The organism is Paenibacillus sp. RUD330 (genome assembly GCF_002243345.2).
Classification (GTDB): domain Bacteria; phylum Bacillota; class Bacilli; order Paenibacillales; family Paenibacillaceae; genus Paenibacillus_O.
On record NZ_CP022655.2, the window covers coordinates 3852959 to 3875356 of the forward strand.

The 22398-nt window shown below is 62.2% G+C and carries 18 protein-coding genes; all 18 read right to left on the bottom strand.

Translation table 11 applies throughout. From position 1 onward, the window contains the following. Positions 1-88: 88 nt before the first annotated feature. On the bottom strand, positions 89-1234 hold the full coding sequence (locus tag CIC07_RS17525) for an FtsW/RodA/SpoVE family cell cycle protein (protein WP_076354308.1): 1146 nt from the start codon (positions 1232-1234) through the stop codon (positions 89-91). Between the two features lie 6 nt (positions 1235-1240). Further along, positions 1241-2032, bottom strand: coding sequence for a septum site-determining protein MinD (gene minD, locus CIC07_RS17530; RefSeq protein ID WP_076354307.1), 792 nt, complete (start codon positions 2030-2032; stop codon positions 1241-1243). Positions 2033-2036: 4 nt separating this feature from the next. Beyond that, positions 2037-2702: a septum site-determining protein MinC gene (locus CIC07_RS17535; protein WP_076354305.1), complete on the bottom strand. Its 666-nt coding sequence runs from the start codon at positions 2700-2702 to the stop codon at positions 2037-2039. Positions 2703-2771: 69 nt separating this feature from the next. Continuing rightward, positions 2772-3299 carry a rod shape-determining protein MreD gene (gene mreD / locus CIC07_RS17540; RefSeq protein ID WP_076354304.1) on the bottom strand — a complete coding sequence of 176 codons (528 nt, stop codon included), beginning with the start codon at positions 3297-3299 and terminating at the stop codon, positions 2772-2774. Beyond that, positions 3296-4114, bottom strand: a complete 819-nt coding sequence (mreC, locus tag CIC07_RS17545) for a rod shape-determining protein MreC (RefSeq protein WP_076356808.1) — start codon at positions 4112-4114, stop codon at positions 3296-3298. Before mreC ends, mreD begins: the two co-directional genes overlap by 4 nt. A gap of 81 nt (positions 4115-4195) precedes the next feature. Next, on the bottom strand, positions 4196-5221 hold the full coding sequence (locus CIC07_RS17550; RefSeq protein WP_048744776.1) for a rod shape-determining protein: 1026 nt from the start codon (positions 5219-5221) through the stop codon (positions 4196-4198). A 42-nt stretch (positions 5222-5263) separates the two neighbouring features. Beyond that, on the bottom strand, positions 5264-5959 hold the full coding sequence (gene radC / locus CIC07_RS17555) for a RadC family protein (RefSeq protein ID WP_076354302.1): 696 nt from the start codon (positions 5957-5959) through the stop codon (positions 5264-5266). Between the two features lie 60 nt (positions 5960-6019). Further along, the gene (locus CIC07_RS17560) at positions 6020-6649 is read right to left on the bottom strand and encodes a Maf family protein (protein WP_076354301.1); all 630 of its coding nucleotides are present in this window, start codon (positions 6647-6649) and stop codon (positions 6020-6022) included. A gap of 42 nt (positions 6650-6691) precedes the next feature. After that, positions 6692-6934 carry a DUF4321 domain-containing protein gene (locus CIC07_RS17565; RefSeq protein ID WP_076354299.1) on the bottom strand — a complete coding sequence of 81 codons (243 nt, stop codon included), beginning with the start codon at positions 6932-6934 and terminating at the stop codon, positions 6692-6694. 88 nt (positions 6935-7022) lie between these two features. Then, positions 7023-8840, bottom strand: coding sequence for a hypothetical protein (locus tag CIC07_RS17570; protein WP_076354297.1), 1818 nt, complete (start codon positions 8838-8840; stop codon positions 7023-7025). 252 nt (positions 8841-9092) lie between these two features. Beyond that, positions 9093-10493 carry a UDP-N-acetylmuramate--L-alanine ligase gene (murC, locus tag CIC07_RS17575; RefSeq protein WP_076354295.1) on the bottom strand — a complete coding sequence of 467 codons (1401 nt, stop codon included), beginning with the start codon at positions 10491-10493 and terminating at the stop codon, positions 9093-9095. Positions 10494-10498: 5 nt separating this feature from the next. Beyond that, positions 10499-11878, bottom strand: coding sequence for a bifunctional folylpolyglutamate synthase/dihydrofolate synthase (locus CIC07_RS17580; RefSeq protein WP_076354293.1), 1380 nt, complete (start codon positions 11876-11878; stop codon positions 10499-10501). Positions 11879-11974: 96 nt separating this feature from the next. Then, positions 11975-14641, bottom strand: a complete 2667-nt coding sequence (locus tag CIC07_RS17585; RefSeq protein WP_076354291.1) for a valine--tRNA ligase — start codon at positions 14639-14641, stop codon at positions 11975-11977. A gap of 629 nt (positions 14642-15270) precedes the next feature. After that, positions 15271-16713, bottom strand: a complete 1443-nt coding sequence (locus CIC07_RS17590) for a LysM peptidoglycan-binding domain-containing protein (protein WP_076354287.1) — start codon at positions 16711-16713, stop codon at positions 15271-15273. Positions 16714-17244: 531 nt separating this feature from the next. Continuing rightward, positions 17245-18273, bottom strand: a complete 1029-nt coding sequence (locus CIC07_RS17595; RefSeq protein ID WP_234992872.1) for an RluA family pseudouridine synthase — start codon at positions 18271-18273, stop codon at positions 17245-17247. A 14-nt stretch (positions 18274-18287) separates the two neighbouring features. Next, positions 18288-19592 carry a glutamate-1-semialdehyde 2,1-aminomutase gene (gene hemL / locus CIC07_RS17600; protein WP_076354283.1) on the bottom strand — a complete coding sequence of 435 codons (1305 nt, stop codon included), beginning with the start codon at positions 19590-19592 and terminating at the stop codon, positions 18288-18290. Further along, complete coding sequence (gene hemB / locus CIC07_RS17605; protein WP_076354281.1) at positions 19592-20593, bottom strand: porphobilinogen synthase; 1002 nt, start codon at positions 20591-20593, stop codon at positions 19592-19594. The genes hemL and hemB overlap by 1 nt, the downstream gene beginning before the upstream one ends. Positions 20594-20837: 244 nt before the next feature. Continuing rightward, positions 20838-22397 (bottom strand): uroporphyrinogen-III C-methyltransferase, encoded by a 1560-nt coding sequence (gene cobA, locus CIC07_RS17610; RefSeq protein ID WP_076354279.1) that lies wholly within the window; start codon positions 22395-22397, stop codon positions 20838-20840. Between the last annotated feature and the right edge of the window lies 1 nt (position 22398).

A 22398-nucleotide genomic window follows, 5' to 3' on the forward strand; every position in this document is an offset into this window, starting at 1 on the left:
CAGAAGCTTGGCAGCTCCTGCTCCGGCATCCTCCAGGGATCATCCAACTAGAAATGGCGAGGTTGCAGTTGTTCTGTTATCTTCCGTGCTACTCGAGCTGATACTTCTCCTGATGCGCCCGGACGCTGAAAACGATGCCGATGCTGAGCATATTCAGCATCAGCGACGTGCCGCCGTAGCTGACGAACGGCAGCGTGATGCCGGTGATCGGCATGATGCCGATCATCATGCCGACGTTCTGGAACACCTGGAACACATACATGCACACGACCCCGATGATGATGAACGAGCCCTTCAGGTCCAGGCACTGGAAGGCGATGATGATCATCCGGTAGATGAGCAGGAAGTACAGGAGCAGCAGCACCGCCGAGCCCTGGAAGCCGAACTCCTCGCCGATGACGACGAAGATGGAGTCCGAGTACGTATAAGGAACGGCGCCGCGATTTTTGGAATCGCCCTGCAGGAAGCCGTCTCCCGTCAAGCCGCCGCTGCCGACGGCGATCTTGGCGTTGCGCGCCTGGTAAGCCTGGTCCTTGTCCGCGTTGGTCGGATCGACGAAGGTGTTGATCCGCTCATACCAGTGCTTGACGCCATGCTTCTCCGCATAGTCCTTGATTTCGGCATTGAAGGAAGTGAACAGCGTCACGAATAGAATGGCGCCGCCGATGACGGATACAAGCCCAATCAGGACATGCGAGTACTTGACGTTGCCGATCCACAGCATGCCGAGCAGGATGACCAGATAAATAACGGCATTGCCGAGGTCGGGCTGGACGACGACAAGCATGAAGGGCAGCCCGACCAGCACCGCGATCGGCATGAGATCCTGCGTGAACAGCAGCTTGTCTCCCTGCCTTCGTCCCAGCATGTAGGCCACGACGATGATCATGATGATCTTGAACGCCTCGGCCGGCTGGAAGCTGAAGCCGCCAGGCAGCTTGAACCACCCGGTCGCTCCGTTCACCTTGGAGCCGAGGAAGAAGACGGCGACGAGCATGGCGATGCCGATGGCGTAAAAATAATACCAGAACTTGAGAATGATGCGGTAGTCCACCAAGGTGACGAAAGTCACCAGAATGTACCCCGCGACATAAAACTGCAGCATCTTCTTATAGTAGCCGGCATACTTTGGATCCCCGTCGCCGACGCTGTAGAGCAGCACCGCGCTGACCACCATGAAGCATACAAGCAGCGTCAGAATGCCGACATCCATTTTTTTGAGTCTATTGAGCACTTACGTTCATCCCATTCCCAAAAACTTCACGAGCCTGCGCAGCCTACCCGGCCTCTCTTCCAGCTGCATCAGCGGAACCATGTCCCCCAATATGCGCCTGGCGATGTTGCGGTAAGCGATCGCAGCCCGCGAGCTCGGATCCATGACGGTCGGTTCGCCGGAATTCGCCGCCTTGATGACTCTCTCATCGTCTGGAACGATGCCGAGCAGATCGACTGCCAGCACCTGGCAGATCTCGTCGATGTCCAGCATTTCCCCGTTCTTGACCATCGCGGGGCGGATGCGGTTGACGACGAGCTTGGCCGGAACCTTGGAGCCCTCCAGCAAGCCGATCACCCGGTCGGCATCGCGCACGGCGGCATTCTCGGGAGTCGTGACGACAATCGCCCGGTCGGCGCCGGCTACCGCGTTGCGGAAGCCCTGCTCGATGCCGGCCGGACAGTCGATGATGACATAATCGTATTCCCGCTTCAGCTCCAGGACGATGTCCTTGACCTGCTCCGGCGTGACGTCGGACTTGTCCTTCGTCTGCGCGGCGGGCAGCATGTACAGCTCCTCGAACCGCTTGTCCTTGACGAGCGCCTGCTGCAGGCGGCAGCGCCCCTCTGCAACGTCCACGAGATCGTAGATGATCCGGTTCTCAAGCCCCATGACGACGTCCAGATTGCGCAGGCCGATATCGGTATCGACCATGGCCACTTTTTTGCCCAGCAGAGCAAGGGCAGTGCCCAGATTGGCCGATGTCGTCGTCTTGCCGACCCCGCCTTTGCCCGATGTGATGACGATTGCTTCTCCCATGCCTTTACACCCCTTTGAACAGCATCGTCTCCTTGCGCATCCGCGCGAGCTGGTTCATCTTGTCGATCTGCATCCGCCCGTCCTCCAGGTAGGCATACTCCATGGAGGCGTCTCCCGACATCCACTCCTCGGGAGGACGGCTGATGACATCCCCAATGCGCAGCTGCGTCGGCCGCAGCAGCGATGCGGCGATAATGGCTTCTTCACGTCCCTCGCAGCCCGCATGGGCCATCCCGCGAAGAGCGCCGAGCACATATATATCCCCGGTGCAGCGGACCGTGCCGCCGGGGTTCACGTCGCCGAGCAGCAGCAGGCTTCCGTCATGCTCCACTGTCTGCCCGGAACGGATCATTCCCGTCATAAGCTTGAACGCCTGCATTCCGGCCGCGTCGCCTTCTTCGGCGGCGGCTTCGGATTCAATCGACTGGACAAGCAGGTTCCCCTTCTGGCGGATCAAGGAACGGATCCTCTCCTTGTCCTCCTCCTCCAGGCTGCGCGCGCCAAGCCTCACATGCACATGCACCAGCGGCCCGGAAAGCAGCTGCTGGTGGGATTTCTCCAGCTTGAACTGGAGCTCTTCCATCAATTCCGAAAGCTCGCACTGATCGTCAAAGAGGAAGATGAGACCGTCCTTGACTCCCTTAATCGTGATACGCTGTTTGTCGGTCACATCCGTCCCTCCTTGACGTACTCAATTCGGCTTGCGGAAGGCGGTTTCCTGCTTCCTTCATGCATGGCTTCATTCAGGCTCTTTCTTGCTGTACCGGTTCATGGCCAGGTTCTGGAACCATCGCCGCAGCGGGATGTACGCCGCCAGCGCGAATGCCAGCTGCAGGAACAGGCTGGGAAGAATATGGTCGACCAGCGCCCAGGACAGGGACTCCTGCGTGAACTGGAACACCTTGTAGACAAAATAAAGAGCTAGTTCATATAAGAGCGTGCCGAACGCGACGATGACAAGAGCCATCATCATCGTGCTGCGGCGCCTCTCGAGCAGCAGCCCGAACAGGTAGCCGATGAGAGCCATCGCATAGGCATGCAGGCCGAGCAGATGCCCTCGGAAGACGACATCCTGCAGCAGCCCGAAGCCCGCTCCGAGCAGCAGCGCGGAGTGCCGGCTGTGGTACATGGCCGCGAAGAGCACGACGGCGAGCGTGAAATGAGGAATGATGCGTCCGGCGAACTCTCCCGGAATGATCCACGGCATGATCGTCGACTGCACGACGAATGCAAGGAAGGTCAAGCCTACGATGCCTTGCATCCTCATTGGATCGCCTCTGGCTTCTGGACGACAAGCACCTCGTTCAGATGGTCGAAATCGGCAGCCAGCTTGATGCTGGCCGTCTTGGTCAGGCCGAAATCGCTGTCCTGAATGGACTCTACGGTCCCGATGACCAGCCCCTCCGGATAGACATTGTTCAGTCCGGAGGTCAGGATCGTATCGCCCTTGGTCATGGGGTCGTCCGCCGCGATCTTCGTCATCTGAAGCATCTGCGTCTCCTTGTTGTAGCTGCTGACGATGCCGAACGACTGCTGCTGCTTGCCGAGCGCCGTCGCCGATATTCCCGGCGCCTGATCGTTCAGCTCATGCAGCGGCATGATCGTGGAGGTGACCTCGGACACTTTGCTGATGATGCCGACCATGCCCTCGTCGGTGATGACGGCCATCTTTTCCTTGACCCCGTTCTTGGAGCCGAGGTTGATCGTCAGCGTCTGGTTGTAAGGATCCGGACTGACCGCGATGACCTGGGCGAACAGGAATTTGTAGTCGTTGATTTCCTCCTGGGCTTTGGTAAAATTCAGAAGCTTGTGCAGACGCTGATTCTCCTGCTCCATCGCATTGAATTTCACCTTGTCCCTCGCGTAAGCGGCTGTCGTCATGCGCAGCTGCTCATTCTCGTCATACACCGAGCGCAAGTTCCCGATATCCTGGAAGAAGCCCGCCATATAGCCAGCGGGCTTGTAGAACCATTGCTGCACGAATCCGGTCGTATCCCGAAGGAACTTCTCCGGCGCGGTCAGTCCCGAGCGGTTGCTGATCGACACGCCGATGACCGCGATGAAAAGAATGAAGCTGATCATGAGAACGAAGAGCCGCCTGTTCCGCAAATGCTTAAACAAACCGTTCACCCGCCCGTCTCATTCATCCGCTCCTCCTGCGACTTAACGCTTGGACCTGGAGCCGCCTCTGTTTTTGAATAAATGCAAGTTGTCGAGCGAGCGGCCGGTGCCGATCGCTACGCAGTCAAGGGGATTCTCGGCTACGATGACCGGCATGCCGGTCTCGCGGGAGAGCAGCTTGTCCAGGTTGCGAAGCAGCGCTCCGCCGCCGGTAAGCACGATCCCGCGGTCCATGATGTCCGCGGACAGCTCCGGCGGGCATTTCTCGAGCGTGATCTTCACGGCGTCGATGATCGCCGCGATCGTATCGGCGAGAGCTTCCGTAATCTCGTCGGAAGTGATGGACAGCGTCTTGGGCAGCCCCGTCACGAGGTCGCGGCCGCGGATCTCCATCGTCTCCGACTGCTCCAGCGCCATCGCGGTGCCGATCTCCATCTTCAGCTGCTCGGCCGTGCGCTCGCCGATCATCAGGTTGTACAGCCGCTTGATGTACTGGATGACGGCTTCATCCATCTCGTCTCCGGCGATGCGGACCGAACGGCTCGTCACGATGCCACCGAGCGAGATGACCGCGACTTCCGTCGTGCCGCCGCCGATATCGACGACCATGCTGCCGGTCGGCTCCCATACGGGCAGATCGGCTCCGATCGCCGCCGCGAACGGCTCCTCGATCGTGAACGCCTCGCGAGCTCCTGCTTGCTTGGCCGCGTCTTCGACGGCGCGCTTCTCGACGGAAGTGATTCCCGAAGGCACGCATATCATGACGTTGGGGTGGCGCGGGAACAAGGCGCGCTGCTTCTGCGCCTGGCGAATGAAATATTTGATCATGGTGGCTGTCGTCTCGAAATCCGCGATGACGCCATCCTTCATCGGACGGACAGCGCGGATGTTTCCGGGCGTGCGGCCGATCATTTTCTTGGCATGCTCGCCGACAGCTTCAATCGTTTTTGTATCCGTACGCAAGGCCACCACAGACGGCTCCCTGACAGCGATTCCTTTTCCTTTGACATACACGAGCGTATTGGCGGTACCCAGGTCAATCCCTAAATCCTTAGAGCCTCCGAACATGGTCAAACTCCCTTCTGAAATGCGGCAATCCTATTCATTATATTACAAGAGGCCTTGTTCCTTCAAACTAATGAAGACTCCATCGCCGATGACAATATGATCCAGCACGTCGATTCCGACCAGTTCTCCGGCTTCTGCAAGCCTCCGCGTGAGCGCCGCATCCTCCGGACTCGGAGACGGATCCCCGCTGGGATGGTTGTGGGCGCATACGATCGATGCCGCGCCGTGCCGGATCGCTGAGCGGAATACTTCACGAGGATGGACAAGAGACGCGTTCAGCGTTCCTACCGATATGGTCTCGCGGGCGATGATATGATTTTTGGTATTGAGAAAGAGGCAGACGAAATGCTCTACCTTATGATAGCGCAAGTCTTCCATGAGATAGTCCGCCGCGTCCTGAGGCCTCCGAACGACGGCAGCCTCCCCGCGCCGGCTCTGGGACAGCCGCCGGCCGAGCTCGATGCCGGCCCGGATCTGCAGCGCCTTGGCCGGTCCGATGCCTTTGATCCGCGTCAGCTCCGTCGTGCCCATGTCCACCAGTCCGCGCAGGCTGCCGCTCTGGGCTAGAATCCGCGAGGCGAGATGCACCGCCGTCTCCGACGCCGTCCCCGTCCGCAGAAGGATCGCCAGCAGCTCCGCATGGCTGAGCGCTTCCGCTCCGTACTTGATCATGCGCTCTCTCGGACGTTCTTCGCTTGGAAGCTCGCGCAAGCTTAACCTTTTCGATGGAACCGGCATTGGACCCGACCGCCTTCAAGCCCCCGTCCTGGCGCAGCGCGCAGGACGGGAGCAGCAGAATTAAATGACGTATATGCCGTATTCGGCCAGCATGTCCGCAAGCAGCGGCAGCGGCAAGCCGACGACATTGGTATAACAGCCTTCGATCTTCTCCACCAGCACGCCGCCCAGCCCTTGAATGCCGTAGGAGCCGGCCTTGTCGAGCGGTTCTCCCGTAGCCGCATAACGGCGGGCGCTCTCGATGCCGAACGGCTTCATCGTGACCAGCGTACGCTGCCAGCGGCTGACGGCATGATCTCCCGGGCAGGCAAGCAGGGTGACGCCGGTATAGACTTCATGGGTGCGGCCGCTCAGCGCCATCAGGGCAGACACGGCATCCTCGCGGTCCGCGGGCTTGCCCAGCACCGCCCCGTCCAGCACGACGATCGTATCGGCGCCGAGCACGAGATCGTTCCCTGCGGACGCTCCTGCGGATTTCTCGCCGCGAAGCGTGCCGGCAGCGGCCTCGGCCTTGCGCCGGCTGAGCTCAAGGACGATCTCTCCTGGAGAGAGCGTCCCGGCGACGGATTCATCCGCCCCGGTAGGAAGCAGGCGGACAGGAAGCTCAAGTCCAAGGACAGCGACCAGCTCCCGGCGCCGCGGGGAAGCCGAGGCCAGCACGAGCCGGTCGGGTATGACGACATCGTTCATGTTCGATAATGCTCCTCTTCGATAACGGTCCGCAACGCCCGGTCAGAGGCGGCGGTACAGCCACAGCGCAAGCACGAGCACAAGGACGCTGATCAGGCTGAATTGGATGGTGACGTCCAGACTGTAGCTGAGGACGCCCAGATCGGCGGCGGGAGACCAGCGGATATCCGTGGAGCGCGTCAGCGCCGAAACCCCCGGCACATCCTTCAGCCAGCGGTTCGCAAGCGCTCCTGCGACAAGTCCAAGCACGATAAAGAAGAGAAGCGTCCAGCCATTTTTCTTCATGGTTCAACGCCTCTCGCCAATGATTGACACCTGGCCTCATTATACGCGATCGCCTCCGTTCTTTACAATGTAAAGAACCTGTCTCCCCTTACGGCTGCAAGGTTTCGATCAACGTGCGCTGTCCGAAAAAGACATCCATCGACCGGCTCTGCACCGTCCACAAACGCGCCTTCGCGGGAGCCGCATTATAGGCATCCAGCTCTTTTGCAGCCAGATCGACTGCCGACTCCAGGCTATCGGCCGCGGCCGCCGCCTCCTTGCCCTGCACCCCGGGACGGAAGGCGGCATAGGCCAGCCGCCACGCGGCCAGCTGCTTGTCCCATTCCGCCATGGCTTCCTTGTCCGCAGCGCCAGGCTTCGCCTGACCCGCAAATGCCATCGTCATGTCGGCCAGCTGGACGATCAGCCCCGATGTCGCGGGTCCAAACGCCTTGGCATCCTTTTTGGAACCGGCGAAAGGAAACTTGCCGGCTGCAGGGAGCGAGACTTCCTTGATGTATACCTCCGTGCCGGAGATGGCGGCGGCGAGAACTTCCGCTCCGCTGCGCTTCGAGGAGATGCCGGCATATACGCGATAGCCGCCGTCCGCCTTTGCCGAGGCAGAGCCGAGTCCGCCGGCCTTCAGCTCGGATGCCGCCGCGGCGGCGCTGTCCTTGGCCGAGAAGACGCCGTACTGCAGCAGGCTGAAGGCCGTCTGCGGCCAATCCGCCTGAATGTCCGCCGCCATGCCGGCAGCAGCCGAAGCCCCGCCGGCGGATGATTCCTTGTTGACGGCGGGAGAGCCGGCGCCGCTGGCCGGAGGCGATGCCGCAGGAGCGGACGCCGGCTCCGCAGCCGTGTTTCCGGCGGCTCCGCCGTCTTTGGCGGGGAGAACGCTGCCGCCTGCGAAGAGTGCCAGGGCGATGTAGCCGAAGAGCGCTCCGGTCGCTATCGCGCCGGCGACCGACAGCAGGACCGCCGGCCAGGACGGCCCTCTGCGGCTGCCGCCCGCGCTTCCGCTTTCTATACGACGAGCGGGGACGGATTTAAGCTTCCTTGCAGCGCGAATTTCATCCAAGTCGATGACGGGGCCTTCGAAAAGCTCCGTCCCTGCCGCGGACACACGCTCCGCATCCGGCCATTGCGGCCATTCCGAGAGAATGCCCGGATCGGGGAGCGAGGGGCTGCGGCGCTCCCCGGGCCGGACAGCTCGGCCTTCGAGGAGCCCGTTCGTGGAGAGAGCCGGGCCTTCAGGGAAGCCATCCGTTGGGAGTGACGGGGCTTCGGGGAGCATGTCCGCTGCCGGTGCGGCGGCAGCCGGCCGCTGCCTTCCGGCCGGACGCCCGTCCTCCTTGCGGATGAGGCTTTCCAACGTATCGATGTCATCCTGAAAAGGGCTATTCCATGCTTTGTATTCGGCTGTGAATTCCATGGATGAAAGAGACTCCGCAGGCTCCGGACTCCAGTCCGCCGGCAGTGAAGCCTGCTTGCGCATGCCCGCCTGGCGCGCTCCCCCATGCCGGAACGGTTTTTCCTTCGCTTTCGTCTGCCCTTTTGCTTTCAGCTGCTCTCTTGACTGCAACGGCTCTCTCGACTGCATCGGCTCTCTTGCATTCATTTGCTCTCTTGCCTGCAATTGGCCTTTTGCTTGCAATGGGCTTCCAGCTTTCATATTCCCTATCGCTTCCAGCTGCTCTTTTGCTTGCGTCTGGCTTTGCCCGATTGCCTGCTCCTGCGAAGTCGCTTGGCCTTGCCCAAGCTCTCGATCTTTCCGCTGCCTATGCCCTTGGGCCAGCGCTTGCGCCTTGTCCGGAGCCTCCGCTCCGGCGGCGCCGTGACCGCTCCCTGCAGCCGGTGGCGATTTGCGTTGATGCTGCACCAGCTTCCCTTGACCGTCCGGACGATAGGTCATCCGCGATTTCGTCATGTTCCATTCCTCCTGCCATGCCGGGTTCTTACTCTAATCTATGTCCGAACGATAGAGTTATTCCTCGTTTTGGAAGAAAGAGATAAAGAGATTGATAGGCAGGATGGAATCGAGAAGCAGATGCCGCAGCAGATGGAAAGGAGAGAGGACTGGCATGTCTGCGAGAGCTGGATCCCGGCCAATAAAAAAACCTCCGAAAAAGCCTGCATCAGGCCGTTTCGAAGGTTCTTCCTTCTGCTACCAGTTCCGTTGTTATTGCCCGTGCCGCTCCCGCAGCTCGCGCGCGAGGCCGTCGGCAGCCTTCCAGATATCTCCGGCTCCCATCGTGATGATGAGATCGCCGGGCGCGGCCTGCTTCGACAGCTCGGCCTGCACCTCTTCCTTGGTCGGAAGATAGCGTGTATTGGCATTGCAGTTCTCCACGATCATCTCCACGAGCCGCTGCGAGCTGATGCCTTCGATCTGCTGCTCGCCGGCCGGGGAGTAGATGTCGGTGATGATCACCTCGTCGGCTTCGGCGAAAGCCCGGCTGAACTGCTCCAGCAGGAAGAAGGTGCGCGTGTAGCGCTGCGGCTGGAACACGGCCACGATTCGCTTGCCGGTCGCCTTGGCGGCGCTGATCGTCGCCTGGATCTCCGTCGGATGATGCGCGTAGTCGTCGATGACGAGGATGCCGTTCACGTCGCCGAGCACCTGGAAGCGGCGCTTGGCGCCGATGAATTCCTTGATCGCGGCGGCTGCCGCGCCGAACGGAATGCCGGCTTCCATGCATGTGATCAGCGTCGCCATCGCGTTGTATACGTTATGGCGTCCAGGAACGGACAGCTGCACGACGCCGAGCTCCTTGCCGGAACGGGATAGCTTGAACGCCACCTTGCGATCGCCGAGCACGATGTCCGATGCGCGGAATTCCGCTTCCTCGTCGATGCCGAAGGTCAGGATGCGCTCGGACGGCAGGGAGCCTGCCGCCTGCGGCAGCAGCTCGCGGACGATCGGATCGTCGAGGCATACGACTGCCCTTCCGTCGGGAGTGACCTGGGAGAGAAACTGGACGTAGGCCTTCTTCAGGTTGGCGAAATCGCCGTCGTAGTTCTCCAGATGATCCGGCTCGATGTTGGTCACGACCGCGATCGCCGGATGGTAATGCAGGAAGGAGCCGTCGCTCTCGTCGGCTTCCGCTACGACGTATTCGCCTTTGCCTGCTTTGGCGTTCGTGCCGACATTGACGATCTCGCCGCCGATGATGTAGGTCGGATCCGCTCCGCAGCTCTCCATGACGAGAGCGATCATCGAGGAGGTCGTCGTTTTGCCGTGCGCGCCGGCGACGGCGACCCCCTTGCCCGCATTCATGAGCCTGGCCAGCATCTGGGAGCGGTGGAGCACCGGGATCTTCAGCTCCTCCGCCGCGCGCCGCTCCACGTTGTCCTTGGACAGCGCCGTGCTGTAGACGACCAGATCGGCTCCCTTGACGTTGCCCGCGTCATGCCCGATATAGATGCTTGCACCCTTGGACGCCAGCTTTTCCGCCAGCTCCGCCCGCGCAACGTCGGATCCCGTCACCTTGTATCCCATCTCCAGCATGACGCGTGCGATCGCGCTCATGCCGTAGCCGCCGATTCCGATAAAATGTACGTGCTCTGCTGTAGTCGTCATGACGGTCACCAACCTTTTTCAGAATCCGGTAGCCCAAGCACCCGGGTGCGGACATCGGCGATTAAATAGAGAGTGCCGGTTGCGACGGACAGATCCTCCGGACCTGCCGCCTCTTCCAGGCGCCGCAGCGCAGCGGTCCAATCGGGCTCGACGACGATTTCCGGCGAAACCCCGAGCTCCGCCGCTTCCGAACGCGCAAGCTCGGCAAGAGCAGGGGCAGGCATCGCCTTGCGGAAAGCGGGCTCCGTAATGACAAAGGTATCCACTATAGGGAGTATATGCCGCAGCACATCCCGATGATTCTTGTTCTCCAGCATTCCCATCATGAGATGGAGCTTGCGGTACTTGAAGACATCCTTGAGCGCTGCCGCCAGCGACTCCGCTCCTTCGGGATTGTGCGCGCCGTCAAGCAGCAGCCGCGGCTCGCTCCTCACCATCTCGAGGCGGCCGGGCCAACCGGCCTCCTTGAGGCCGGCGCGGAGCTGCTCGTCGTCGACCAGCAAGGCATAGTACTGGCGCAGCACCTCGAGCGCCATGACCGCGGCAGCGGCATTGGTGCGCTGATGGGCGCCGCCAAGCGTCACCGTCAGCGGACTCACGGAGCGGAACGGGCCCTGGAACGCGAAGCTCTGCTCCGCCTCCGACACCTCCAGCGCTTCGATGGAGAACTGCTCGCCGAGCTGGTACAGCGTGCTCTTGCTGCGCTTTGCCGCCGCGCGGATGACCGCCAGCGCCTCCGGATCCTCGACGGTGCTTACGACCGGGACGCCGGGCTTGATGATGCCGGCTTTCTCCGAAGCGATTTCCGTTATGGAGCTGCCCAGCACGTCCATATGGTCATGACCGACGTTCGTGATGACCGAGATGACCGGCGTCACGATATTCGTCACGTCCAGCCGGCCTCCAAGGCCGGTTTCCCAGACGACGTAATCGGGGTAGGTCACCTTGGCAAAGTAGAGGATCGCCAGCGCCGTGGATACCTCGAACATCGTCGGGGAGCCGTGCTCGGTAGCCGCGATCTCATCCACGAGCGGCTTCAGCTCGTTGGCCAGCCGCAGCAGCGTCTCCTCCTCGATGTCTTGGCCGTTGTAGCGGAAGCGGTTGGTGAACTTGGTGATATACGGCGACGTGAACGTCCCCGTGTCGTAGCCTCCGCGCGTCAGCGCCTCGGTCAGGTAGGCGCAGACGGAGCCTTTGCCGTTCGTTCCCGCCACATGGATGAAGCGGAGCCGGCGCTCGGGATGTCCGAGACGCTCCATCATCAGCTTCATCCGATCCAGGCCCGGACGGATGCCGAAGCCGATGAGGCCTTCGATCCAACCCCGCGCTTCCTCGTACGATTCCAGCAGGCCTCCGGCCTGTCGATGCGTTTCCTGGTTGTCCATATCGTTTCGCTTCCTTTTATGTTTGACTTGCGCCGGCGAACGGCGCGGACGCCCTCGCCGGGCTCCCCCGTCCTCCAAGGACAATCGCAGCTCCGGTCAGCTCCGCAGCTCCTCGATCCGCGTCAGCACCTTCTCCAGCTTGGACTCGTAATCGGCCCTTTTGGCCTTTTCTTCCTCGATGACTTTGGCCGGAGCCTTGGCCGTGAAGCCTTCGTTCGAAAGCTTTTTGTCCACGCGCTCCACTTCGGAGCGGAGAACGGCGGCTTCCTTCGTCAGCCTCGCGATCTCCTGCTCGATGTCGATGAGCCCCGCGAGCGGCAAGTACAGTTCCGCCCCCGTCACAATGGCGGCCATCGCCTTGTCCGGCGCGGACAGCCCCATGTCGACTGCCAGGGAGGAAGTGCCGCAGAAGCGGCGCAGCAGCTCTTCGTTGCCGCTCAGGATGCCGGCTTCGAAGCTGCCGGAAGGCTTGATCTGCAGCTCGATCTTCTTGCTCATCGGCACGTTCACTTCGGCGCGGATGTTGCGCACGGAGCGGATCGTGCTCATGAGCAGCTCCATCTCGCGCACGGCCTCCGGCGCTTCCAGCGCAGCATCATAGGCCGGCCAGGCGGCCGTCGTGATGGACTCGCCTTCATGCGGCAGATGCTGCCAGATTTCCTCGCTGATGAACGGCATGAACGGATGGATCAGGCGCTGCGTCCGGTCCAGCACGTAGGCGAGCACGGATTGCGTCGCCTTTTTGGCGTCGGCATCCTGACCGTACAGATTCAGCTTGGCGACCTCGATGTACCAGTCGCACAGATCGTCCCAGATGAAATTGTACAGCAGGCGGCCTGTTTCGCCGAAGTCATAGGCGTCGATCAGTCTCGTCACATCGCGTGAAGTCTCGTTCAGACGATGCAGGATCCAGCGGTCGGCTGTGCCGAGCGGAACAGTTATATCGATATCATCATAATTGAAACCTTCCAGATTCATCAAGGCGAAGCGGGAAGCATTCCAGATCTTGTTGGCGAAGTTTCTCGCTTGCTCTACTTTCTCCAGCCGGAACCGCAAATCCTGCCCCGGCGTGCTGCCGGTGGACAGCATGAAGCGCATCGCGTCCGCGCCGTACTGCTCGATGATGTCCAGCGGATCGACGCCGTTGCCGAGCGACTTCGACATCTTCTTGCCGTCCGCGTCGCGCACCAGGCCGTGCATAAGCACGTCCTTGAACGGAATGCGGTCCGTGAATTCCAGCGCCGTGAAAATCATGCGGGCTACCCAGAAATAGATGATGTCGTAGCCGGTGACAAGCAGGTCGTTCGGATAATGGCGCTTGAAATCGGCGCTGTCCTCGTCCGGCCAGCCGAGCGTGGAGAACGGCCAAAGAGCGGAGCTGAACCAGGTGTCGAGCACATCCTCGTCCCGGCGCAGCTCTCCATGCCCGCAGTCCGGGCAGGCCTCGAGATCCTCGCGGGCGACATGCAGCTTGCCGCAGGAGTCGCAGTACCAGGCCGGAATGCGATGGCCCCACCACAGCTGACGGGAGATGCACCAGTCGCGGACGTTCTCGATCCAGTTCAGGTAGGTCTTCTCGAAGCGGTCCGGCACGAAGTTCACGCCTTCGCCGGACTTCTGGGCTTCGATCGCGCGCTCGGCGAGCGGCTTCATCGCCACGAACCACTGCGTGGACAAGTAAGGCTCGACAACGGCGCCGCTGCGCTCGCTATGCCCGACTTGATGCACATGGTCCTCGATGCGGACGAGAACGCCGCTCTCCTGAAGGTCCGCGACGAGCTTCTTGCGAGCTTCGGCGCGGTCGAGGCCCCGGTAAGGTCCGGCCTCGGCGTTCATGACGCCGCTCTCGTCCATGACGATGATCTTCGGCAGGCTGTGGCGCTCGCCGACTTCAAAGTCGTTCGGATCATGGGCAGGCGTAATCTTGACCGCTCCGGAGCCGAAATCCTTCTCGACATATTCGTCTGCGATGATCGGAATCTCGCGGCCGGTAACAGGAAGCACGAGCATCTTGCCGACGAGAGCGGCATAGCGCTCATCCTTCGGATGCACCGCTACAGCCGTGTCGCCGAGCATCGTCTCGGGACGGGTCGTCGCGACTATCACGTGGCCGGTTCCGTCCGCAAGCGGATATTTCAGGTGGTACAGGTGTCCGTTCACTTCCTTGTACTCCACCTCGATGTCGGACAAGGCCGTGCGCGCTGCCGGATCCCAATTGATGATTTTCGCGCCGCGATAGATCAGCCCTTTCTCGTACAGGCGGACGAACACCTCGCGAACGGCTTTGGAAAACCCTTCGTCCAGCGTGAAGCGCTCGCGGGAGTAGTCCAGGGAAAGGCCCATTTTGCTCCACTGGCTGCGGATCGTGTCCGCATACGTGTCCTTCCACTCCCATACCTGCTCCAGGAATTTCTCGCGGCCCAGATCGTGGCGCGTAATGCCTTGCTCGCGAATCTTCTTCTCTACTACGGTCTGCGTCGCGATGCCGGCATGGTCCATTCCCGGCAGCCACAGGGCGTCGTATCCCTGCATGCGCTTCGTGCGGATCATGATGTCCTGCAGCGTGAAATCGAGCGCGTGCCCGATATGGAGCATTCCCGTTACATTGGGAGGCGGGATGACGATCGTGTAAGGCTTCGCATCAGGCTTGCGGCCGGCTTGGAAAAAACCGCCCTTTTCCCAGAACTCGGTTCCTTTCTGCTCCGCCGTCTTCGGATCGTAGGTCGTCGGCATTTCCGTCGTGTGCTGCTGAGTCTCTGACATTTTGGATTCACCCTTATCAATGAAAGTCGTTTTTATGGCCTTCTTTTGGACAACGCCTCGGCTGGCCGGCCTGCGCGGAAGAGAGCGGACATCATCCTCCGGCCTGATGCCGGAGCCCGATGGGAGGCGAACGCCTTTTTTTTCGACAAAAAAAGCCTTTCATCCTCTTCGCAAAGGACGAAAGACTTCAGGCTTCCGCGGTACCACCTTTGTTCCGCAAGAAAGCTTCCTTGCGGCACTTTGGCGCAGGATATCGGCTGCGGCCGGCTCCGGCTTCCGCTGCGGACGCAGCATGACCGGAGCAACTCCGGGGCGACCCGCATCCGCTCCTTGCCTGCAGACCTTCCAGCGCTTGCGGTCTGCTCTCTGTAGGCGAGGCGAATGCTCTTCCCCTTCAACGTCGGCTATTCAAACTTCAAAAAAATAGGTAGCTTCATTTTAGCGTTCTTGAACGCTGGAGTCAACTTGGTTAGGCAGCAGCCTTGCCGAGGGCGGCCATATCGGACCCATGCGGGATCGGGCTGGAACGGCAGCCGAAGCCAAAAAAGGCGCCATCCCCCCGCAAAGCGGGGAAAGGCGCGGTATGGTAAGCCATGGACGGAGCCGGGATTGATTCGGGACGCTCCGGCTCAAGGGATGTAGAGAACCTGGCCTTCTGCGACGCCCTGATCGGCAAGGCGGTTGTAGAGAGCGAGCTCGCGGGCTTGAAGATGATAGCGGTCGGCGATCAGATCCAGCGTCTCTTCCCGCTGCACGATGCAGATCCGCACTTTGCGGAACGGCTTCTCTTCGCTGACCCTGCCGAGAAACAGCGACTGCCACTCCACCTCTTCCGCAGGCGCCGCCGGCTGGGATTCCTGGGATTGCCGGCTGCGCTCGGCCGCCTGCCGCTGCTCCCGCTCCCTCCGGCTGGAGCCGATCAGCGAAGAGGCAAGCTCCTGCCCGGGTTCCTCGATCGAAGCCGAGCGCTTGCTGCCGAACGCGATCCGCAGCTCCTGCTTCTCCTGCTCCTGCAGCGGCTCATGCCTCTCGAACGGCTCCGCGGCGAAGGCGGACGCGGACTCTCCGCCCCCGGCCGCTTCCGCCTCGGCGCGCTGAGGCTCCGAATCGGCCTCTTCGAGCGCCGGCAGTTCGGCAGCCGGGCGGCCGTACAGGACAGCGGCGGGATCTTCCTCCTGCGGAACAGCCGCCGCTTCCGGCTCTGCCGGAATGATTTCCCCGGCTATGTTCCGGAGCGCCGAAAAAGCCGATTGCCGCTCTTCGCGCTGGACCTGGGGAATCTCCGAAGCAGGCGGAATCGGCGCGCGGAACGGGCTGGAGCTTTCTCCGCTGTCCGCGAGAGCTTCGTTCTCCGCCTCGGCATCCTGCCTGGAGGAACTCTCCTCCTGCTGGAAGGAGGCGTTTTCCTGCTCCTCGCGAGCCCCGCTCGCCGAGCCGAGCTGCGTCCAGCCGGCCGCATAGGCGTACGGCTCGTTCTGCGCCTCCTCGACCGGATCGTAGCTCTGGCCGGCAACCGCCTCCGCGTCCCGATAAGGAGCCGCCTGATCGAATTCCCTTTCTCCTCCCGCTTTTCCCTGCGGCCCGTCTTCCTCTTCGTCCAGCTCCAGATATCGGACCGGAGAAATATCGCCCGTCGGCTGCGCTTCCTGGCGATGCACGACCGTATAAGGCTCTTCCTTCCACTCCCCCTCCTCCTCGGAGGAGGATTCCACCCGGATGCCGGACAACGACAGCACGCCGGTAATGTTCAGCGTACGCGCCGACAGGAGGTCGACGTCGAAGTTGTCGATCTCCACGGAGATGTCGTCCAGCCTCTCGATGCGGTTCATCGGAAGCGTAATCTCGACCGGTATCCGATGCTCCATCGACTGCGCCGACGCCGAACGGTCCGCCGTGCGGTACACTCCGCTCAGCAGCAGCTGGCCTCGCAGTATGGCTTGTTCTCCCTGCTGAACGACTTGGATGCGGGGAACGAGTTCGATTTCCTCCAGCTCGTCGATAGCGGGAACTTCCTCGGGCAGATGGACGCGTTCATACACGTCGAACCGCAGTCCTTGTGTTAGTTCGCTCACGCTTAAGCCTCCCTTCCCTAGCTATTGCTTGGGCATATGCCTTGCTCCATACCATCTATATGGCAGGGAGTCCCATAGCATGACTACTTGGGAAAGGGACTCGGCGACGGGAGCAGGCTGTACCTGCTTGGCGGCTGCCGCCGGCAAGGCCGGCTTCCGCGCGCATTCGCCGGGAAAACCGGCATAAAGGGCCGGAAAAGGCTGGATCGAGATCTGTTTCTCCCGGTGCAGAAACATGTTTCCTCCGCTTCATGTCCGGCGAGAAAAAAAACAGACCTGTATCGCTCTATATGGCGCTGGAACAGAAACCAGCCTGCATCGCTTGATTCCGAGTTGGAGGCGAAGCCGGGCGGCTTCGTTTCCATGCGTTTTGTAAAAGCCATGAAAAAAAACCGCCCTGCATCGCTCAAAACGATGCAGGGCGGCGGTTCCTAATCCGGGTCGGCCTCAAGCCGGCCAACGGGACGATGCCCTCCGGAACGGACCTGGAGGGCAGGCCGAATGCCCGGCACCGAGATCCCTTCCTGCCGCTTAAGGCTTTCCGGCGCGAAGCCGTGTCAGCAGACGCTCCATATCGGCGGGAAGGGCGGCCTCGATCTCCATCTCGGAGCCGGTCCATGGATGACGGAAGCGAAGCAGCCTTCCGTGCAGGGCTTGACGGCCGAGCAGCGGCGACGCCCCGCCGTACAGGCCGTCTCCAAGCAGCGGGTGGCCGATATGGCTCATATGAACGCGAATCTGATGCGTCCTTCCGGTGTCGAGCGCAAGCCGAACGAGAGCCGCCGAGCGCCAGGATTCCAGAACCTTGTAGAACGTGACCGCCCTGTCTCCGCCCGGCGATACTCTTCTCCGCGACGGATGATGCCGGTCCTTGCCGATCGGCTGGTCGATCTTGCCCTCAGGCGGATTCGGCACGCCGTGTACGGCAGCCCAATACTCGCGGCCGATTGCCTTCTCCCGCATCGCCGCATCGAGCACCTGCTGGGCCAGATCGTTTTTCGCATACAGCACCGGGCCGCTCGTATCGTCGTCGATGCGGTGGATATGCCTTGCCGGAAGCGGGTCCCCCGCCGCCAGGCAGCGGCAGGCGGCAGCTTCGTCCAGCGTGGCCGGGCTGGCGGCCGTCTTGCCCGCTGCGTCGGCATGGGAAGTCCTGCCTCCCGCTGGACGCTGCGCTTCTCCGCTGCCGTGGACCGGCAGGCCGGCCGGCTTGTTCAAGACGAGGCACCAATCGTCCTCGTGCAGCACTTCCGGCCAGTCCGGCGCATATGCGCCGCCGGATGCCGCAAGGACGGCCGCGGCACGCCGCTGCAGCGGATCGGCAGCCGCTGCGGCGGGAAACGCCCTCAGGCGCAGCTCGCCGTCCGGCGTCCAGCCGATGCCTCCGGTGGAGAAGAGGGAATTGATCCATTTGGCCGGCCAAAGGCCAAGAGCCAGAAGCTGCAGGCGCGTCTCATGCGCGTGGCTTCCGGCTCTCAGCTCTCCGGCATCTCCGTCCGGGGAGAGAGGCACATACAGCCATTCTCCGCGGCGATAAGCAGATTCCATCATCAGCTCCATGCCGGAATCCTCTCCTACAAGCGCCGGAGAGCTTCCCGGTTCGCGGCGATCGTCTCGTCGATCAGCTCCGCCGTATGGGCTGCCGAGACGAACATGCCTTCGAACTGCGAAGGCGCGACGCTTACGCCGAGCTCAAGCAGATTCGCGAAGTAGGCGCGGAATCGGCCCAGATCGCTCTGCTGCGCACTCTCGAAGTTGATGACGTGGCTCTCGTTGAAGAAAGGACAGACCATGGATCCGACGCGGTTGATCGTCACCGGTACGCCGGTCTCGCGCGCATTGTCCTCGAAGCCCGCCTGCAGCCGCACCGACATCTTCTCCAGCTGCTGATAGATTTCCGGCGTCAGCAGGCTAAGAGTCGTGTACCCGGCCGCCATGGCAAGCGGATTGCCGGACAGCGTGCCTGCCTGGTAGATCGGACCGGCCGGAGCCATGCGCTCCATGATGTCGCGGCGTCCGCCGTAGGCGCCGACGGGAAGGCCGCCGCCGATGACTTTGCCGAGGCAGGTCAAGTCGGGGGTGACGCCGAACAGGCCTTGCGCGCAGTTGTAATGGACGCGGAAGCCGGTCATGACCTCGTCGAAAATGAGCAGGCTGCCGTATTTGGCCGTGACGTCGCGCAGCCCTTGCAGGAACCCGGGCAACGGCGGAACGACGCCCATGTTGCCGGCTACCGGCTCCACGATGATGCAGGCGATCTCCTCGCCGAACTTCTCGAATGCCAGCTTGACCGATTCAAGGTCGTTGTACGGAACGGTAATCGTCTGGGACGCCACCGTCTCCGGCACTCCGGGGCTGTCGGGAAGGCCGAGCGTAGCGACGCCTGAGCCGGCTTTGATGAGCAGGCTGTCGGCATGGCCGTGATAGGAGCCCTCGAACTTGAGGATCTTGCTCCTTCCGGTGTAGCCGCGAGCAAGGCGAAGGGCGCTCATCGTCGCTTCCGTTCCGGAGTTGACCATGCGCACGATGTCGCAGGACGGCACGCGCTGACAGACGAGCTTCGCCATCTCCGTCTCGATCAGCGTCGGGGCGCCGAAGCTCGTGCCGCGCTCGGCGGCGTACTTGACCGCCTCGATGACTGCGGGATGGGCGTGGCCCATGATGAGCGGGCCCCAGGACCCGACATAGTCGATATAGGAGTTGCCGTCGATATCGTACACGATCGCCCCTTCGCCGCGCTCCATGTAAGCCGGCGTAAGGCCGACCGATTTGAAGGCGCGCACCGGGCTGTTGACGCCGCCCGGAATATAGCGCTTCGCTTCCTCGAAGGCCGCGCTGGACCTGCCGTCCGCTTTTCTGCCGTGAACGTTGTCCGCCATCAGTTCTGCACCTCCTGCAGCCAAAGGGCTGCGTCCTTGGCGTGATAGGTGATGATCATGTCCGCTCCGGCGCGCTTCATGCCGAGCAGCGTCTCCAGCACGATCTTGCGCTCATCGACCCAGCCGTTGGCTGCCGCTGCCTTCACCATCGCGTACTCGCCGCTGACGTTGTAGGCAACGAGCGGAAGGTCGAAGTTCTCCTTGAGCGCGCGCACGACGTCGAGGTAGGCGAGCGCCGGCTTGACCATGAGCATGTCCGCGCCTTCCGCGACGTCGCTGTCAGCTTCGCGGAGAGCCTCGCGGAAGTTGGCCGGATCCATCTGGTACGACTTGCGGTCTCCGTACTGCGGAGCGGAATTGGCCGCCTCGCGGAACGGTCCGTAATAAGCGGAGGCGTACTTGACCGAGTAGGACAGAATCGGGATGCCGCTGTAGCCGGCCTCATCCAGACCGGCGCGGATCGCGCCGACGAAGCCGTCCATCATGTTGGAAGGAGCGATGACGTCCGCTCCCGCCTCCGCCTGGGATACCGCCGTGCGCACGAGCAGCTCCAGCGAAGGATCGTTGTCGACCTCGGCTTCTCCGGTCCGCTCGTTCTGGTGCACGATGCCGCAGTGTCCGTGGTCCGTGAACTGGCACAGGCAAGTATCCGCCATGACGATCAGGCCCGGAGCCCATTCCTTGATCAGCCTTGTCGCCTGCTGCACGATGCCGTTGGCGTCGTAGGCGGAAGATCCGACCGGATCCTTGTGGTCCGGAAGCCCGAACAGCATGATGGAAGGAATGCCGAGCGAGACGATCTCGCGGATTTCCTGCTGCAGCAGATCGAGCGAGAAGCGGTATACGCCCGGCATGGAGGAGATCTCCTGCTTGATGCCGGTACCGTGGATGACGTAGATCGGGTAAATGAAATCGCTGGCCGTCAAAATCGTTTCGCGGACCATGGAGCGCATCGCCGCCGTGCGGCGAAGCCGGCGATGCCGGACGATCGGGTAACTCATGAGAATTCCTCCTTGTGTTCGTATGCAAAACAGGGGAAGGAGCACTCGGCGCCCTCCCTGATCCGACTTGTCGATGCCATAGAGCGGCCGGACTGCTTGCGGGCCAGCAGGAAGCCGCCGGCCGTTGCCGGCCCAGCGTGAAGTCTCCCATAGCCGCTGGCTGCTTGTCAGCGCTGCAAGCCGCCCGAAGGCCGCCCGCTATTGCCGACCCTTGCGTGGCGTCTCGCAAGCCGGCCGCTGCTTGTCAGCCCTGCGCGGCGTCCCGAAGCTCGGCCATCCGCCTTGCGATCGCCTCGGCCAGCGACGAGATCGTCGCTTCCTCGGGAATGATCGTAGGCGCAAGCCCCGCTTCCTCTGCCGTACGGGCCGTAACGGGACCGATGCAGGCGATTTCGCAGCCGCGGAGCAAGCCGACCGGATCGGATTCCCCGAAGCGCCTGAGCACTTCGAGCAGATTCGTCACGGTCGAGGAGCTTGTGAAGGTGACGACATGGACAGCGCCTTCGCGCAGCTGTTCGAGCGCCTGCTCATCCTGATCCCGAGGCACGATCGTCTCGTAGAGCGTGACGGCGTCCACGGAGATGGAGCGCGCGGCAAGATCCCGCGGCAGCGTTCCTCGCGCCAGATCGCCGCGCAGAAACAGCGCCCGCTGGCCCGGCTTTAGCGCCTCGTCGAGATGGTCCAGCATCCCCTCCGCCTGGTAGCCGCTCGGCAGCGCTTCATGCTGAAGCCCGCGCGAGCGGAGCGCATCGCCGGTCTTCGGCCCGACCGCGGCGATGCGCGCCCGGTGGAAGCGGCGGATATCGCCTCCGAGCTCGGCCAGCCCGCGGAAGAAATGCTCGACGCCATTGACGCTGGTGAAAAACAGCCAGTCATAGCTTTCCGCCTCGTCCAGAGCGGCGCGGAACGCTCTCGCATCGCTTTCTCCGCGCGCCGGCACGATCTCGATGACGGGGAACTCGCACGGCTCGCCGCCAAGCTCCTCGATGAGATCGGCCAGCTCGCTGGCCTGGCTGCGCGAGCGCGTCACGAGCGCTCGCGTGCCGAATAGCGGCTTCAAGTCGTACCAGCGCAGCGTCTGCCGCTGCTTGACGACATCGCCGACGACGATGACCGCCGGCGGCTCGAAGCCGGCCTCCCTGACCTTCGCCTCGATGTCCGCGAGCGTGCCCGTCAGCGTCTGCTGCTCGGGCCTCGTGCCCCAGCGGACGAGGGCTACCGGGGTGTCGGCCGCGCGTCCGTGCTTCATCAGCTGCTCGCTGATATACCCGATCTTGGCGACACCCATCAGAAAGATCAGCGTGCCCGTCGCATTGGTCACCTTGTCCCAATAGATGGAGCGGTCCAGCTTGTCCGGGCTCTCATGGCCCGTGACGATCGAGAGCGACGACGCATGGTCCCGGTGCGTCACGGGAATGCCGGCATAAGCCGGCACGGCGATCGCCGACGTGATTCCAGGCACGATCTCGAATGGAATGCCGTGCTCGGCCAGCAAGCCGGCTTCCTCGCCGACCCGTCCGAAAATGGTCGGATCGCCTCCTTTGAGACGAGTGACGGTCTTGCCCTGCAAGGCCAAATCGACCAGCAGCCGGTTGATCTCCTCCTGCTTCATCGTATGGCGGTCCGGCCGCTTGCCGACATAGATGCGCTCAGCCCCCGGCCTCAGTCCGCGCAGCAGGCGCGGGCTGGCCAGCCGGTCGTAGACGACGGCATCGCTCCGCGAGAGCACCTCCATGCCGCGCACCGTAATCAGCTTCGGGTCTCCCGGCCCGGCGCCGACAAGATACACGATCCCCTTCGACATG

What these genes read in the sequence shown, in the direction of transcription:
- CIC07_RS17595 (WP_234992872.1), bottom strand. Translation starts at nt 18,273, where the DNA reads ATGGAGCTGATGATGGAATCTGCTTATCGCCGCGGAGAATGGCTGTAT.
- hemB (WP_076354281.1), bottom strand. Translation starts at nt 20,593, where the DNA reads ATGAGTTACCCGATCGTCCGGCATCGCCGGCTTCGCCGCACGGCGGCG.
- CIC07_RS17550 (WP_048744776.1), bottom strand. Translation starts at nt 5,221, where the DNA reads ATGTTCGGAGGCTCTAAGGATTTAGGGATTGACCTGGGTACCGCCAAT.
- CIC07_RS17560 (WP_076354301.1), bottom strand. Translation starts at nt 6,649, where the DNA reads ATGAACGATGTCGTCATACCCGACCGGCTCGTGCTGGCCTCGGCTTCC.
- cobA (WP_076354279.1), bottom strand. Translation starts at nt 22,397, where the DNA reads ATGTCGAAGGGGATCGTGTATCTTGTCGGCGCCGGGCCGGGAGACCCG.
- hemL (WP_076354283.1), bottom strand. Translation starts at nt 19,592, where the DNA reads ATGGCGGACAACGTTCACGGCAGAAAAGCGGACGGCAGGTCCAGCGCG.
- CIC07_RS17565 (WP_076354299.1), bottom strand. Translation starts at nt 6,934, where the DNA reads ATGAAGAAAAATGGCTGGACGCTTCTCTTCTTTATCGTGCTTGGACTT.
- radC (WP_076354302.1), bottom strand. Translation starts at nt 5,959, where the DNA reads ATGCCGGTTCCATCGAAAAGGTTAAGCTTGCGCGAGCTTCCAAGCGAA.
- CIC07_RS17580 (WP_076354293.1), bottom strand. Translation starts at nt 11,878, where the DNA reads ATGGACAACCAGGAAACGCATCGACAGGCCGGAGGCCTGCTGGAATCG.
- mreC (WP_076356808.1), bottom strand. Translation starts at nt 4,114, where the DNA reads ATGATCAGCTTCATTCTTTTCATCGCGGTCATCGGCGTGTCGATCAGC.
- murC (WP_076354295.1), bottom strand. Translation starts at nt 10,493, where the DNA reads ATGACGACTACAGCAGAGCACGTACATTTTATCGGAATCGGCGGCTAC.
- mreD (WP_076354304.1), bottom strand. Translation starts at nt 3,299, where the DNA reads ATGAGGATGCAAGGCATCGTAGGCTTGACCTTCCTTGCATTCGTCGTG.
- minD (WP_076354307.1), bottom strand. Translation starts at nt 2,032, where the DNA reads ATGGGAGAAGCAATCGTCATCACATCGGGCAAAGGCGGGGTCGGCAAG.
- CIC07_RS17585 (WP_076354291.1), bottom strand. Translation starts at nt 14,641, where the DNA reads ATGTCAGAGACTCAGCAGCACACGACGGAAATGCCGACGACCTACGAT.
- CIC07_RS17570 (WP_076354297.1), bottom strand. Translation starts at nt 8,840, where the DNA reads ATGACGAAATCGCGGATGACCTATCGTCCGGACGGTCAAGGGAAGCTG.